A 15,381-nucleotide genomic window follows, 5' to 3' on the forward strand; every position below is an offset into this window, starting at 1 on the left:
GCTACTCGCCGTCGGCCTCCCCGGCGTCGCCCGCGCCGACCTCGGCCTTCGCCCGGGTCCGGCGGGTGCGGCGGCGCCGCCCGTTGACTCCGGTGGGCGCCTCCTCGCCGTCCTCGGCCGCCGCGGCCTGCTCGCCGTCGGCGGCGGGCTGCACGGCGTCCAGCACGCCCTGGACGGCCTCGCCGGCCTCGCCGGCCTCGCCGGCCTCGGCGTTCTCGGCCGCGGCGCCGACGGTCTCCACCGCCGCCTCCGCAGGCTGCTGCTCACCGGGCGCGGCCTTCGCTTCCGGCGCGGCCTCTGACGCGGCCTCAGGCGCGGCATCCGCCTCGGCCTTGGCCGCCGCGCTCTTGCTCCGGCTGGAGCGGCGCCGCCGGGCGGGCCGCTCGGCGGGCTCGGCGACCGGCGCGGCCGCCGGCTCCTCGGCGGGCCTGTCCTCAGCGGGCTTGTCCTCGACGTCCGCCTTGGCCGCCTCGCCCTTGGCCGCTTCCGCCTTGGCCGCCTCGGCCTTGGCGGACTCGTGCTGCGCAAGCTTCTCCTCGACGGCCCGCTCGACCTCGCCCTTGCGCTTGCGGCGGCGGCCACCACCTGAGCCCGACTTGTCCGACTTGGGCTCCACGGGGGTGAGCTGGACGTGGATGCCGCGGCCGTTGCAGCACTCGCAGGGCTCCGAGAACGCCTCCAGCAGGCCCTGCCCGACCCGCTTGCGGGTCATCTGCACCAGGCCCAGCGACGTCACCTCGGCGACCTGGTGCTTGGTACGGTCCCGCGACAGGCACTCCACCAGGCGGCGCAGCACCAGGTCGCGGTTGCTCTCCAGCACCATGTCGATGAAGTCGATCACCACGATGCCGCCGATGTCGCGCAGCCGCAGCTGGCGCACGATCTCCTCGGCCGCCTCCAGGTTGTTGCGGGTGACCGTCTCCTCCAGATTGCCGCCCTGGCCGGTGAACTTGCCGGTGTTGACGTCGATCACGGTCATCGCCTCGGTGCGGTCGATGACCAGCGAACCGCCGCTGGGCAGCCACACCTTGCGGTCCAGCGCCTTGGCGATCTGCTCGTCGATGCGGAACACCGACGACACGTCCGGGCCGCCGTTCCAGCGCTCCAGCCGGTCGGCCAGGTGCGGCGCCACGTACTGCACGTACTCCGAGACGGTCTGCCACGCCTCGTCGCCGGACACCACCAGCTTGCTGAAGTCCTCGTTGAAGATGTCGCGGACGACCCGGATGGTCAGATCCGGCTCCCCGTACAGCAGCGACGGCGCCGTGGCCGTCTTGACCTGCTTCTGGATGTTCTCCCACTGGGCGGCCAGCCGCGACACGTCGCGCGCCAGCTCCTCCTCGGTGGCGCCCTCGGCGGCGGTGCGGACGATCACCCCGGCGTTGTCCGGCATGATCTTCTTGAGGATCTGCTTGAGGCGGCTGCGCTCCTTGTCGGGGAGCTTGCGGCTGATGCCGGTCATCGAGCCGTCCGGCACATACACCAGGTAGCGGCCGGGCAGCGAGATCTGGCTGGTCAGCCGGGCGCCCTTGTGGCCCACCGGGTCCTTGGTGACCTGCACGAGCACCGACTGGCCGGACTTGAGCGCCGACTCGATGCGGCGCGGCTGGCCCTCCAGGCCCGCCACGTCCCAGTTGACCTCGCCGGCGTACAGCACCGCGTTGCGGCCCTTGCCGATGTCGACGAACGCCGCCTCCATCGACGGCAGCACGTTCTGCACCTTGCCGAGGTAGACGTTGCCCACGTACGACTGGTGCGTGGCGCGGTTGACGTAGTGCTCGACCAGGACGTTGTCCTCGAGGATGGCGATCTGGGTGCGCTCGCCCTCCTGGCGGATCACCATGACCCGCTCCACCGACTCGCGGCGGGCCAGGAACTCGGCCTCGGTGATGACCGGCGGGCGGCGGCGGCCCTGCTCGCGGCCCTCGCGGCGGCGCTGCTTCTTGGCCTCCAGCCGGGTCGAGCCGCGCACCGCCTGCACCTCGTCCTCGACGGCCGCGCGGGCCTCGGCGGCGGGCCGCGAGTCGCGCACGTGCACCACGGTGTTGGGCGGGTCGTCGGGCGACACCGCGGGCTCGCCGTCGGCGGACCCGGAGCGGCGACGGCGGCGCCGCCTGCGGCGGCTGGTGCCGGTGGACGCGGCGGGCTCGGCGCCGCCGTCCTCGGCCTTCTCGGCCTCGCCCTGCTCGGCGGCGGGGGCCTTGGCGTCCTTGGCCTCCTTGGCGCCGCCGGACTCCTCGCCCGCGTCCCTTGGCTGCTCGGGGGCCTCGGCGCCGTCCTCGGCGGTGGTGTCGTCCTCGGCGGCGTCCTTGCCGCGGCCGCGGCCGCGGCCGCCCCGGCGGCGGCGCCGCCGCGAGGGACGGTCGGAGTCGTCGTCCTCGTCGCGGTCGGACGGCCCGGCGTCCTCGTCGTGCGGGGCGCCGGCGTCGCCGGCCGACTCGGCGGGCGCGGGGGCGGGGGCCACCGGCTGCGGCGGCTGGAAGACGACCATGGGCGGCTGGAAGGTCACCGAGGGGACGCCGAACGCGGGGGCGGGCTCGGAGGCGGACTGGGTCTCGGCGCCCGCCTCGGGCTGCTGCACGACCGGCACCGGGGGCACCTGCGGGACCACCGGCACGGCCGGGGCCTGCGCGGCCTGCCCCACCTCGGCCCCGGTCTCGGCCCCGGTCTCGGCCCCGGTCTCCGGTGCGGGTTCGGGCTGCGGCTCCGGCTCAGGTTCGGGCGGGGGCGCGGCGGCCGTGGCGCGGCGGCGGGTACGGCGCGGGGCCGCCTCCTCGCCGGCGGTCTTGGCGCGCGACCGCGTGGCCCTCCTGCGGGGCGCGGGCTCCTCGGCGGCCGGCTGCCCGGCCGATTCGGCGCTCGTCTCAGCGCCCGTCTCGGTGCTCGTTTCAGTGCCCGTCCCGGCGGCCGGTGCGATGCTCGTCTCAATGCTCGCCTCGTCGGCCGATTCCGCGCTCGGTTCGGCCGCCGGCTGGGTAGTCTGTGCGATCCCGGCGGACTCCGCTCCGGTCGCGTCACCGGGGGTCTCACCGGAGGTCTCGGCGGGCGGTGCGGCGGGCGCCGCGGCCCGGGCGGCCGCGTTCGGGGGCTCCTCGGCGTCGCGTGCCGCGGTGCCGGACGCCTTGGGCGACACCGTGATCACGGCGGGGGCGTCGTCCACCTCGGGGGGCGGGCCGGCGGGGCGGCTGGCGACCCGGCGGCGCGGGCGGCGCGTGGCGCTCGCGGCGGGGTCCGTAGAAACGGTCGAGTTATCTGTGCCTTCGGCAGTGGCCGGATCGGCCTCGTTCTCCAACATGCGGGCAACTCCCGTCAGGCTCCCGGGCGCGACCACGCGCTCCGCCCCGGGGGCGGTGCGGTGCGGTGCGCCGCACGGGAGCTCTCTCCGTCAGTCAGTCGGCGCCGTCGCGTCCGGACCGCAGGTCCGGCAGCGACGACGAAGTCGTCGGGGGCGCGCTCGCCGTTCCCCTGAAGACCGGTTCCGTGCGTCCGGCACGGCTTCGGCCCTTACGGGCGGGCGCTGACGGCATCCGCGCTCGCGGGCTCCGCGCTCTGCGGGCGCGCAGGGCCATGGCCCGCCGCGGCGTCGTCGCCGGACGGGGCCACAGTCTCCCGGTCGGGATCCAGCGGATCCGCAAGCTCACCGGTGGCTGCGTCCACGGGGCCCTGCGCCAGCCTGGTCACCAGCGGCGGCGACGGCGGCGCGAGGTCGGCGACCTGACCCAGTCCGGCGAGGATGTCGTCGGGTCGTACGGCGGGTGTGGTATGCCGAACAACCATTCGAAGTATCGCACAAGGGGCATCCGCCGCCGCCGAGGCGCGCCGGTCCAGCTCACAGGCGGACACGGCGGCGCGCACGTCGAACCGGCGCCGTCCCTTCTTGGTGAGGCGTTCCACCTCGATCCGGTCGGCGGCGACGAAGGCGTCGACGGCCTTCGCGGCGGCCTCGGCGTCCACGCCGTCCAGCCGCACCTGCCACAGCGACGCCTCCAGCCGGTCGGCCAGCGCCGCGGGCCGTGCGGCCTGCGCCTCTCCCGTGCGGGCCGGCGGCCGGGCCTCCACCACGTCGAGGACGTCCAGGCCGGCGGGCAGGGCGGCGTCGAGATCGTCGCGGACCCGCGCAGGGTCGCGGGTCTCGGTCAGCCCGAGTTCGAGGTATTCGGCCTCGCTGGCGACCCCGGTCGCCGCCGCACCCGCGTACGAGATCTTCGGGTGCGGGGTGAATCCCGCGCTGAACGCGACAGGGATCCCGGCGCGCCGCACGGCGCGTTCCACGGCCCGGGAGATGTCGCGGTGGCTGGTGAACCGCATCCTGCCGCGCTTGGCGTACCGAACGCGCAGGCGCTGGATCACGGGGGCCGGCGCGGGACCCTCCGGCTGGGGTGCCAGGGCTCCAGTCCTTCCTACTCGCATCGAGTCGAAAACGTCTCCCTATAGAGTACGGGCCCCCGGCCCCCCTTTCGCCCACGCCCGGCCCTGGACACCTTCGCATCGGCCAGGACAGGCCGTGCTCCGCCCCTGGTGAACGGCGGGCGGGACCGGCCCCGGCCGCCTGCGCCCGCGCCATCGGACACGCCGGCACAGGCGGCCGGGGTCGGGTCAGACGACCGAAAGGGGAAGGAGTTTGCGGCCGGTGGGGCCGATCTGGATCTCGGTGCCCATGGTCGGGCAGACGCCGCAGTCGTAGCAGGGCGTCCAGCGGCAGTCCTCCACCTCGGTCTCGTCGAGGGCGTCCTGCCAGTCCTGCCAGAGCCACTCGCGGTCGAGACCGGCGTCCAGGTGGTCCCAGGGCAGCACCTCGACCTCGTCGCGCTCGCGGGTGGTGTACCAGTCCAGGTCGACCGGCTCGTCGGCCAGCACCTTGTCGGCGCAGGCCACCCAGCGGTCGTAGGAGAAGTGCTCGCTCCAGCCGTCGAAGCGGCCGCCGTCCTCCCACACCGCGCGGATGATCGCGCCGACCCGGCGGTCGCCGCGCGACAGCAGGCCCTCGATGATCGACGGCTTGCCCTCGTGGTAGCGCAGGCCGATGGCGCGGCCGTACTCCTTGTCCTGGCGCAGCGTGTCGCGCAGGGCGCGCAGCCGCCGGTCGACGGTCTCGTGGTCGCACTGCGCGGCCCACTGGAACGGGGTGTGCGGCTTGGGCACGAACCCGCCGATGGACACGGTGCAGCGGATGTCGCGGCGGCCGGTGGCCTCCCGGCCGGCCTGGATCACCCGGCGGGCCATGTCGGCGATGGCCAGGACGTCCTCGTCCTCCTCGGTGGGCAGCCCGCACATGAAGTACAGCTTGACCTGCCGCCAGCCGTTCTCGTAGGCGGTGGTCACGGTGCGGATCAGGTCCTCCTCGGTGACCATCTTGTTGATCACCTTGCGCATCCGCTCGGAGCCGCCCTCGGGCGCGAACGTCAGCCCGGACCGGCGGCCGTTGCGCGACAGCTCGTTGGCCAGCGTGATGTTGAAGGCGTCCACCCGGGTGGACGGCAGCGACAGCGAGGTGTTGGTGCCCTCGTACCGGTCGGCCAGCCCCTTGGCGATGTCGCCGATCTCGCTGTGGTCGGCGCTGGACAGGCTGAGCAGCCCCACCTCGGGGAAGCCGCTTTCGCGCAGGCCGGTCTCCACCATGTCGCCGATGGTGGTGATCGACCGCTCGCGCACCGGACGGGTGATCATCCCGGCCTGGCAGAAGCGGCAGCCGCGGGTGCAGCCCCGGAAGATCTCCACGCTGTAGCGCTCGTGGACGGTCTCGGCCAGCGGGACCAGCGGCTTGCGCGGGTACGGCCAGTCGTCCAGGTCCATGACGGTGTGCTTGGTGATCCGCCACGGCACGCCCGGCCGGTTGGGCGCCACCCGCTGGATGCGGCCGTCCGGCAGGTAGGTCACGTCGTAGAACTTCGGCACGTACACCCCGCCGGAGGAGGCCAGCCGCAGCAGCAGCTCGTCGCGGCCGCCGGGGCGGCCCTCGGCCTTCCACTCCCGGACCACCTCGGTGATCGCCAGCACGATCTCCTCGCCGTCGCCGAGCACCGCCGCGTCCAGGAACTCGGCGATCGGCTCGGGGTTGAACGCGGCGTGTCCGCCGGCGATCACGATCGGGTGCTCGTCGCCGCGGTCGGCCGCGGACAGCGGGATGCCCGCCAGGTCGAGCGCGGTGAGCAGGTTGGTGTAGCCCAGCTCGGTCGCGAAGCTCACGCCCAGCAGGTCGAACGCGCCGACCGGGCGGTGCGCGTCGACGGTGAACTGCGGGACGCCGTGCTCGCGCATCAGCTTCTCCAGGTCCGGCCAGACCGAGTAGGTGCGCTCGGCCAGCACGCCCTCGCGTTCGTTGAGGATCTCGTAGAGGATCTGCACGCCCTGGTTGGGCAGCCCCACCTCGTAGGCGTCCGGATACATCAGCGCCCAGCGCACCTCGGCGTCGTCCCAGTCCTTGACCTGGGAGTTCAGCTCGCCGCCGACGTACTGAATCGGCTTCTGCACGCGCGGGAGCAGCGGCTCCAGGCGCGGGAAGATCGACTCGACCGGCATGACGGTGCCTCCGATGATGTGGACGCGGATGCAATGCTCGCTCAGGGCTTTTCAGCCTACCGGCGCCCACGACCGGGTGCGGTTCCGTCGAGCCGCAGGCGCCGGCGGGCCCGCGCCCCCATCGAGCGAACCCGGTCAGTCGAAGGGGTTGCGTCTCAGATGGACGGCCTGCAGCAGACCGAGGGCGATCATGTTGGCGAACGTCGCCGAGCCGCCGTAGGACACGAACGGCAGCGGCAGCCCCGTGATCGGCATGATGCCCAGCGTCATGCCGATGTTCTCGAACATCTGGAACGCCAGCCAGCACACCACGCCGCTGGCCACCAGCGTGCCGAACAGGTCGGCGGCCTGGGTGGCGATGCGCAGGCCCCGCCACAGCACCACGCCGAGCAGCAGCACGATCGCGGCCGCCCCGATGAAGCCGAGCTCCTCGCCGGCGACGGTGAAGATGAAGTCGGTCTGCTGCTCGGGGACGAAGTGGCCGCCGGTCTGCTCGCCGTTGAACAGGCCCTTGCCGAACACGCCGCCCGACCCCACGGCGATCTTGGCCTGCTGGGCGTTGTAGCCGGCGCCGCGCGGGTCGTGCGAGGGGTCGAGGAACGCGGTGAACCGGGCGATCTGGTACGGCTTGAGCAGCCCGAAGAAGAACACCAGGAACCCGGCCAGCACGCCGCCGCCGACCAGCCCGGCCAGCCAGCGCTTGCGCACCCCGCTGATCGCCAGCATGCCCAGCACCACCGCGCCGAACACCAGCGTCGTGCCCAGGTCGGGCTGGCCCATGACCAGCGCCGCGGGCAGCCCGGCCAGCGCCAGCGCCCACAGGATGTCCTTGTTGCTCGGGCCGACCTCGCCGTCGCGCGGCTCGCCGAGCAGCATCGCCAGCAGCACCACCAGCCCGACCTTGGCGAACTCCGACGGCTGCACCTGGAATCCGCCGCCGAGCACGATCCACGAGTGCGACCCGTTGATCGTCTCGCCGAGCGGGGTGAGCACCGCCACCAGTCCCGCGCAGGCCAGCCCGTACAGGATCGGCGCGTAGGCGCGCAGCAGCCGGTAGTCCAGCAGCGCCACCACGGCGCCCAGCACGAACCCGATGACCAGGTTCAGCAGGTGCCGCTGGACGAAGGTCTCGGGGTCCTTGCCCTGCTCGGTCAGCAGCGGCACCGTGGCCGAGCGCACCAGCAGGGTGCCCACCACCGACAGCGCCAGCGCGGCCAGCACCAGCGTCCAGTCCAGGCGGCGCATGCCCGCCAGGCGGCGCCGCCACACGGTCCGGTCGCCGTAGCCGTCGACCGCGCCCACGCCCGCCCCGGCGCCGCCGGAGCCCAGCCCGCCGCCGATCACCGCGTCGTCCTCGTCGGGGCGTCGGACTCCTGGCGCGGCGCGGTGCTGGGCGGCATGCCCGGCCCTTGGGTCAGCACGGTGTTCGGCGCGCCGCCCGGGGACGCGCTGGGCGACGCGTTCGAGGACTCTTCCGTCGTCGTGTCGGTGCCGGCGCCGATCACCCCGCCCGATCCGGCCGGGGGCTTGGGCAGGTCCTTGGGCAGCTCGCCGTTGTCCAGCGCGGGCTTGCCGTCCTTGCCCAGCCCGTAGATCGCCTCGTAGATCTCGCGGACGGCGGGCGCGGCGGCCGAGGCGCCGGTGCCGCCCTGCGAGATCATCGCCACCACCGCGAACCTCGGCTTGTCCGCCGGGGCGAACGAGGCGAACCAGGAGGTGTCGTCCTTGCCGTAGACCTCGGCGGTGCCGGTCTTGCCCGCCACGGGCAGCTTCTTGAGGTCGAAGCCGCTGAACGCGCCGGCCGCGGTGCCCTCCTTGGTGACGTCGGCGAGCGCCTTGCGCATGTAGTCCAGCACCTTGGTGTCGACGTCCAGCTTCTTGGCCGGCGGCGTCGGGATGCGGCGCACCACCGAACCGTCCGAGCGGACCACGGCCACGCCCAGATGCGGCGTGACCAGCCGCCCGCCGTTGGCCACCGCGGCGTACGCGCGGGCCAGCTGCAGCGGCGTCACCAGCACGTCGCCCTGCCCGACGGAGAAGTTCGCGGCGTCACCGGCCCGCCACACGTAGCCCTCGGTGCAGTTCTCGGCGGCGATCGCCTTCAGGTACGCGGCGCGCCCGGGGTCGGTGCGCTCCAGGTTCGGGTAGCCCTGCTTGGCGGCCTTGCAGTCGGCGTCGCGGGTGGCCTCCCAGTAGCGGCGCTTCCACCCCCGGTCGGGGATGCGGCCGGTGCTCTCGCCGGGCAGGTCGATGCCGGTGCGGCTGCCGAAGCCCCACTTGCGGGCCATCGCCACCATCGGGTCCTTGGGGTTGGCGCGCGGTTTGGTGCCGCCGTCGCGCAGCCACTCCTCGTAGGCGAACTTGTAGAAGATCGTGTCGCAGGACACCACCAGCGCCCTGTGCAGGTCCATGTCGCCGTGCGCCTGACCCTCGAAGTTGCGGAAGGCGCGGCTGCCCACGTTGTAGGAGCCGGGGCAGGGGTAGATGCCGTTGAGCGGGTAGCCGTCGGCCACCGCCGCGGCCGTCGAGGAGATCTTGAAGGTGGAGCCCGGCGCGAACTGGCCCTGGGTGGCGCGGGAGATCAGCGGCTCGCCCTGCTTCTTGCCGAGCAGCGCGTCGTACTTCTCCTGGGAGATGCCGCCGGTCCACACCGACGGGTCGTAGGTGGGCAGGCTGGCCAGCGCCACCACCTTGCCGGTCTGCACGTCCAGCACCACGGCGGCCGCCGCGTCGGCGGGGTGGCCCTGCGAACGGGCACTCTTCATCGCGTTGCGCAGCGCCCGCTCGGCCGCGCCCTGCACCTTGGCGTCGATGCTGGTGACCAGGTGGCCGCCGGGCTCGGCGGCCTGCTCGGACGCGGTGCCGGTGACGCGGCCCTGGCTGTCGACCAGCACCCGCCGCACCCCGGGGCTGCCGCGCAGGTCGGCGTCGTAGGCGGCCTCCAGCCCGTCCCGGCCGACCAGGTCGACGCCGCTGTAGCCGGTGACCCGGATGCCCTTGCGCTTGTCGAGCTCCTCCTGGGTGATGGGCTGCAGGTAGCCGAGCGTCTGCGCGGCGTTGGCGCCCTCGGGCTCGGGGTACTCGCGGACGGCCTGGAACTGCGCCGTCACACCGGGGAACTCCTCCTGCCGCTCCATGATCTGCAGCGCGCGCTTGGGGTCGACGCGGTCGTCGACGGGGATCGGCTGGAACGGCGAGCCCGGCCAGCACGGGCGCTTGATGCCGGGCGCGCACAGCCGGATGCGCTTTTGCAGCTCGTCGTAGCCGATGCCGAGCACCCCGGCCAGGCGCTTGAGCACGGCCTCGCCGCGGTCCTTCTGCCGCATCAGCGTGGTGCGGTCCACCGACACCACCAGGGCGGTGCGGTTGCGCACCAGCGGACGGCCCTTGTCGTCCAGGATCATGCCGCGGATGGCGGGCACCACGATGTCGCGGGTGCGGTTCTGCGCGGCGACCTGCCGGTAGTGCTCGCCGTCGAGCACCTGCATCGTCCACAGGCGGCCCATCAGCACCAGCAGCAGGGCGCCGACCAGCACGTACAGGACCACCAGCCGGAAGTGCGTGCGCGCGTTCACAGCCCGCCGCTCCGCCCGGACATCGCGCGGTAGCGGGCCGTGGGCACCGCGTACCGGTCGCGGGCCTTGTCGCCCCGGTCGTAGCGGCGCGTCACCCGCAGCACCGCCCACACCACGAAGGGGCTGGCCAGCACGTCGTAGAGCACCTGCAGCGGCACCATCCGCGACACCACGTCCCAGGCGGCGCGCGGGTCGGCCAGCAGCATGCCGGTCAGCGCGTACAGCACCGTCCCGGCCAGCGCGCCGACGGCCACCGCCATGAACGGCACGAACGTCTGCCGGTCCAGCTCCGCGGCGGCCATTCCGCACACGTAGCCGATCAGGCAGTACACCAGGGCGTAGCGGCCGAGGGTGTGGTCGGCGGGCGGGATGATGTCGGCGGCCAGCCCGGCGCAGAACCCGGTGACCACGCCGGTCAGCGAGCCGTTGACCAGGGCCAGCGCCACCACCGCCAGCAGCACCAGGTCCGGTGTGACGTCACCGGGCAGCGGCAGCCGGTTGGCCACCGACACCTGCAGGATCAGCGCCACCGCGATCACCAGGGCGGCGGTCAGGCCGCGTCCGGCCGTGGACGGTTCGGGCGGGTTGGTCATGGGCGCGCGCAGCACGTCAGCCCTCCGAGTCCGGTGTGGTGGGCGTGCCCGTGGACGGCTTGCGGTCGCCGCGTCCGCCGGTGGTTGCGCTCTCCAGCGGCGTGGCGCCGGGCGAGGTGAGCGGGGACGACGGCGTGCGGCCGGGGACGCCCGTGGCGAACGGCGTCGCGGTGGACGACGCGGACGGCGTGGGCGTCGGTGTCGGCGTGGGCGTCGGCTTGGGCGGCAGCACCGCGTCGCGCGGGTCGCTCTTGGGCGGCGCGACCACCACCGCGACCACGTCCAGGCTGCTGAACCGCACGAACGGCCGCAGGTAGGCGGTGCGGGTGAGGCCGCCCTCGGGCTTTTCGATGCGTTCGACCGTGCCGATCGGCACGCCCGGCACGTAGGGCCGCTCACCCTGCGACCCGAGCGTCACCAGCCGCTGTCCCGGCCGCAGCGGGGCGTTGGCGTTGAGCATCTGGAACTTCAGCGGCGCGTCGTTGCCCGCGCTGAGGCCGCGGCGGCCGCGCCCCTGGACGATCCCGATCTCGCGGGAGTCCTCCAGGCGGGCGCCGACCGAGGACGCCACATCGGTGGCCAGCAGCACGGTGGCGGTCGCCGGGCCGACCCGGGTGACCCGCCCGACCAGGCCGTCGGCGTTCATCACCGTCATGTCGCGGCGCACGCCGCTGCGGCTGCCGACGTCGATGGTGACGGTCTCCTCGAAGCCCTGCCCGGCCGAGATCACCTGCGCCGCCACGATCTTGTAGCCGCCGATGCCCGCCGAGCCCAGCAGCCGGTGCAGCTGCTCGTAGCGGGAGGCGTCGATGCGGCCGGCGCGCAGCTGCTCGCGCAGCCGCTGGTTCTCCCGCTCCAGCCGGTCGGCGCGGCGGCGTTCGCCGGGCGCGTCGGTGATCGCGTCGACGGTGTTGCCGACCGGCCGCACCACCGCCGCCGAGGCCCGCTCGACCGGGCCGAACACGGCCGCGCCCAGGCCGCGCAGACCCGCCAGCGGGGAGTGCTGCCCGCCGCGGTAGTCCACCGTGATGATGGTCAGCGCCACCGCGAGCAGCACGCCGAGGACCCAACGGGTCCGCCGGGTGTCCTTCACCCACCGACCTCCCGTTTTCCGTCTCGCGGGGGCGTGGGGGCCGTCCCCCGCAAGGAGAGAACTCGCGCGCCCGGCTCAGTGACGCGGCTCAGTGACGCGGTTCGGGGACCAGCACCTGGCGCAGCGACTCGAAGTCCTCCACGCACTTGCCGGTGCCCAGGACCACCGAGTCGAGCGGGTTGTCCACCAGGTGGATGGGCATCCCGGTCTCCTCGCGCAGCCGCTCGTCGAGCTGTTTGAGCAGGGCGCCGCCGCCGGTGAGGGCGATGCCGCGGTCCATGATGTCGCCCGACAGCTCGGGCGGGCACTTGTCCAGGGTGGTCTTGACCGCGTCGACGATGGCGTTGACCGGCTCCTCGATGGCCCGCCGCACCTCCTCGGCGGAGATCACCACGGTCTTGGGCAGCCCGCTGACCAGGTCGCGGCCGCGGATCTCGGCGTGCGGCTCGTCCTCGCCGCCCGGGTGCGCCGACCCTATCGCCATCTTGATCTCCTCGGCGGTGCGCTCGCCGAGCATCAGCGAGTACTCCTTCTTGGAGAAGGAGATGATCGCCTGGTCCAGCTCGTCGCCGCCGACGCGGACCGACTGGCTGGTCACGATGCCGCCCAGCGAGATGATCGCCACCTCGGTGGTGCCGCCGCCGATGTCGACCACCATGTTGCCGGTCGGCTCGTACACCGGCAGGCCCGCGCCGATGGCCGCGGCCATCGGCTCCTCGATGATGTAGACCCGGCGGGCGCCGGCCTGGTACCCGGCCTCCTTCACGGCGCGCTGCTCCACCCCGGTGATGCCGCTCGGCACCGCCACCACGATGCGCGGCTTGGCGAAGTGCCGGCGCTTGTGCACCTTCTGGATGAAGTAGCGCAGCATCCGCTCGGTCACGTCGAAGTCGGCGATCACGCCGTCCTTCAGCGGGCGTACCGCGACGATGTTGCCCGGGGTGCGGCCGATCATCCGTTTCGCCTCGATGCCCACCGCGACGATCTTGCCGGTATTGGTGTTGATCGCGACGACGGACGGTTCGTTCAGAACGATGCCGCGCCCGCGCACGTAAACCAGCGTATTGGCGGTTCCGAGGTCGACCGCCATGTCACGGCCGAGAAACGACAGCTTGTTACCCATGAAGAAAGGGAGCCCTTCGATGTCGGCGGGCGTCTAGAGCGGCGTCCCCATCGTAACGCGACGAAGCGGGGCCAGGCAGGCACCCCGGCGCCGCGAGTCGATCAAAAAACCGGCGTCGAGCAGGCAGTTGTCGTTAAAGCGCACGCGGGCCGGATGATCCGGCCCGCGTGTGTCGGCGTCGTCCCGATCGCCCTTCCCGGAGTGCTCAGCCCAGGTCGGGGAAGAACAGCTTGATCTCCCGCTCGGCGGAGTAGGTCGAGTCGGAGCCGTGCACGATGTTGGCGCCGATCTCCAGCCCGAAGTCGCCGCGGATGGTGCCGGGCGCGGCGTTCACCGGGTCGGTGGCGCCGGCCAGGGCGCGGAAGGCCTCGACGGCGCGCGGGCCCTCGACCACCATCGCCACCAGCGGCCCGCCGGTGATGAACTCCACCAGCTCGCCGAAGAACGGCTTCTCGGCGTGCTCCTCGTAGTGCGCCTCGGCGGTCTCCCGCGACAGCGTGCGCAGTTCCAGCGCCACGATCTTCAGGCCCTTGCGCTCGATGCGCGAGATGACCTCGCCGACGACGCCGCGGCGGACGCCGTCGGGCTTGACCAGGACAAGAGTGCGCTCGGACACGGGTGGTTCACTCCTCATGCGTACGGATTGGAGGTCGGGACGCGCCGATCGCGGGCGCCCGCGGCGAAGGGGGCCGGGCCCTGGAGGGCCTGCACACCACTGCCTCTCGCGCGAAGCTTACCGCTCCCCGCCGCCTGGAACCGCCCGGCTCCCCGGTCCGGACGGCATCCTGCGGCCCGCGGCGACGGCCAGGGCGGCGGTGAGGACGCCCGCGGTGACGAGCCAGAGGCGGTAGCCGGCGGCGAGCGCGGCCAACTGCTGCGCCGCGGTGTCCGGCAGCGTCCGCTGCCACTGCCCCGCCTGCAGCGACAGCACGATGAGCTGTCCGGTGAGGATCGCGGGCGGGCACAGCGACAGCCCGTACAGCGCCGCGCCGGCGCCGATTCCGCGCAGGGACGCGGCCAGCGCCCCGCCCAGGCCCGCGCCCAGCGGGACCAGGCACGCGGTGAGCGTCCAGCGGCCCGCCGGGCCGTCCGCGGCGAGGATGAGCAGGACGGCGGCCGCCACCAGCCCGAAGCCGCCGAGGACCGGCGCCCGCGTGCCCTCCGGCGGTACGCGGGCGGTGGCGAGCGCCCCGGCCACGGCGGCGCAGGCGGCGGCCGCGAACGGCAGCGGCGACACCCCGCCGCCCTCCCCCGCCGCGGTCTGCACCAGCCCGGCCAGCGGGCCGGTCACCGGGTACGCCAGCAGCCCCGCGGCGGCCATGACGAGCGGAAAGGCCCGGGCGGCGGGCGTCGTGCGCGCGTCGGCGGGGCCGTCGTCGCGGCCGCCGGTCAGGGCGAGTCCGAGGAGCGTCACCACGCCGACGCCCGCGACGACCAGGCGCGCCCCCGGCGACCACCCGTAGGTGGCGACCACCGCCAGGAAGGCGAGCGCGGCGGCGGGGACGGCGGCCAGCAGCAGCTGCGCGCGCTCGGCGCTGCGCGCCGCGCCGCGGGCGGCGGGCGGCGCGTGCGCCGGCGGGGTGCCGCGCAGCAGCAGGAGGCACAGCAGCGCGGCGCCCAGCGCCATGGCGGCGACCTGCGGGTACGGGGCGAGCGCCAGGCGCCAGTCGACGGCGCCGGTGGCGGGGTCGGGGCGCGGCGCGGCGTGCAGCGTCATCGGCATCGCGGCCAGCAGCGCCCCCGCCAGCGTGCCCGCCCACAGCGCGACCGGCAGGGCGCGGCGGCGTTCCAGCGCCGGTTCCAGTGTCAGCGCGAGGGTGGCGGGCAACGCGATGCCCGCGCCGAGGCCCTGCGCAGCCCGGGCCGCGGCGATGAGCGGGACCGAGCCGGCGTACCGGGCGGCGACCAGCCCGCCCAGCAGGCACAGCAGCCCGGCCGCCAGCACGTGCCGCGCGGGCAGGCGGCGGACGGCCACGGCGGCCGGCGGCACGGCGACCAGCAGGGCCGGCAGTGCGGCGCCGGCGGCGCGCACCAGGTCGGCGGCCGCGGCGTCGTCCAGCCGCAGCTCGTCGCGTGCGGCGTCGAGGGCGCCGGGGCCGCAGCCCGGCAGCGTGAGCGCCACGGCGGGCAGCGCGGTGACGGTCACCGCGATCACGGCCGCCGTCCGGGCCCGGCCGGGCCCGCGTTCGCGCTCGTGGTCGCGCTCGCGTTCGCGCCGGTGGGCGGGCGGCGGCTGCCGGGCGGGCGCGGCGCCGTTGGGGACGGGTGCGGGCACGCCGAACTCCACGGTCCGGGTCGGGTCGGCGGAGCGGCCGCGTGCGGCTCCGCGCGCCGGTTCGCGTGAGGGTTCGCGTGAGGGTTCGGAGGACACGGCCTTGCTCCTTTGGGAGATGGTCGTCCGCCGACGCCTTTCCCCGCGGCCGGGCGCCTGAATTGGGCGTTAAGTCGAAATGGCGGGAATTCGGCGGATGATTGATG

Annotated in this window: 10 protein-coding genes; all 10 read right to left on the reverse strand. The window is 74.1% G+C overall.

Features of this window, described 5'->3' with window-relative positions; translation table 11 throughout:
- Position 1: 1 nt before the first annotated feature.
- A complete protein-coding gene (locus QSK22_RS27055) occupies positions 2–3,295 on the reverse strand; it encodes an Rne/Rng family ribonuclease (RefSeq protein WP_285497218.1) in 3,294 nt (1,097 codons plus the stop codon).
- A 209-nt stretch (positions 3,296–3,504) separates the two neighbouring features.
- Positions 3,505–4,308 carry a TIGR03936 family radical SAM-associated protein gene (locus QSK22_RS27060; protein WP_502872373.1) on the reverse strand — a complete coding sequence of 268 codons (804 nt, stop codon included), beginning with the start codon at positions 4,306–4,308 and terminating at the stop codon, positions 3,505–3,507.
- Between the two features lie 288 nt (positions 4,309–4,596).
- Positions 4,597–6,519 carry a TIGR03960 family B12-binding radical SAM protein gene (locus QSK22_RS27065; protein WP_285497220.1) on the reverse strand — a complete coding sequence of 641 codons (1,923 nt, stop codon included), beginning with the start codon at positions 6,517–6,519 and terminating at the stop codon, positions 4,597–4,599.
- 135 nt (positions 6,520–6,654) lie between these two features.
- Positions 6,655–7,764, reverse strand: a complete 1,110-nt coding sequence (gene rodA / locus QSK22_RS27070) for a rod shape-determining protein RodA (protein ID WP_502872375.1) — start codon at positions 7,762–7,764, stop codon at positions 6,655–6,657.
- A gap of 95 nt (positions 7,765–7,859) precedes the next feature.
- Positions 7,860–10,094 (reverse strand): penicillin-binding protein 2, encoded by a 2,235-nt coding sequence (mrdA, locus tag QSK22_RS27075; protein ID WP_285497222.1) that lies wholly within the window; start codon positions 10,092–10,094, stop codon positions 7,860–7,862.
- The gene (gene mreD, locus QSK22_RS27080; RefSeq protein WP_285497224.1) at positions 10,091–10,702 is read right to left on the reverse strand and encodes a rod shape-determining protein MreD; all 612 of its coding nucleotides are present in this window, start codon (positions 10,700–10,702) and stop codon (positions 10,091–10,093) included. Before mreD ends, mrdA begins: the two co-directional genes overlap by 4 nt.
- 1 nt (position 10,703) lies before the next feature.
- Entirely contained in the window at positions 10,704–11,780 is a 1,077-nt protein-coding gene (mreC, locus tag QSK22_RS27085) for a rod shape-determining protein MreC (RefSeq protein ID WP_285497225.1), read from the reverse strand.
- Positions 11,781–11,868: 88 nt separating this feature from the next.
- A complete protein-coding gene (locus QSK22_RS27090) occupies positions 11,869–12,903 on the reverse strand; it encodes a rod shape-determining protein (protein WP_285497226.1) in 1,035 nt (344 codons plus the stop codon).
- 205 nt (positions 12,904–13,108) lie between these two features.
- On the reverse strand, positions 13,109–13,519 hold the full coding sequence (gene ndk, locus QSK22_RS27095; RefSeq protein WP_285497227.1) for a nucleoside-diphosphate kinase: 411 nt from the start codon (positions 13,517–13,519) through the stop codon (positions 13,109–13,111).
- A 117-nt stretch (positions 13,520–13,636) separates the two neighbouring features.
- A complete protein-coding gene (locus QSK22_RS27100) occupies positions 13,637–15,274 on the reverse strand; it encodes a hypothetical protein (protein ID WP_285497228.1) in 1,638 nt (545 codons plus the stop codon).
- Between the last annotated feature and the right edge of the window lie 107 nt (positions 15,275–15,381).

It is taken from the genome of Actinomadura sp. NBRC 104425 (assembly GCF_030269545.1).
GTDB classification, from domain to species: domain Bacteria; phylum Actinomycetota; class Actinomycetes; order Streptosporangiales; family Streptosporangiaceae; genus Spirillospora; species Spirillospora keratinilytica.

Bases quoted from the DNA above. Each gene is read 5' to 3' on its own strand.
- QSK22_RS27055 (WP_285497218.1), bottom strand. From the start codon at position 3,295: ATGTTGGAGAACGAGGCCGATCCGGCCACTGCCGAAGGCACAGATAAC.
- QSK22_RS27060 (WP_502872373.1), bottom strand. From the start codon at position 4,308: ATGCGGTTCACCAGCCACCGCGACATCTCCCGGGCCGTGGAACGCGCC.
- QSK22_RS27065 (WP_285497220.1), bottom strand. From the start codon at position 6,519: ATGCCGGTCGAGTCGATCTTCCCGCGCCTGGAGCCGCTGCTCCCGCGC.
- rodA (WP_502872375.1), bottom strand. From the start codon at position 7,764: ATGCGCCGCCTGGACTGGACGCTGGTGCTGGCCGCGCTGGCGCTGTCG.
- QSK22_RS27090 (WP_285497226.1), bottom strand. From the start codon at position 12,903: ATGGGTAACAAGCTGTCGTTTCTCGGCCGTGACATGGCGGTCGACCTC.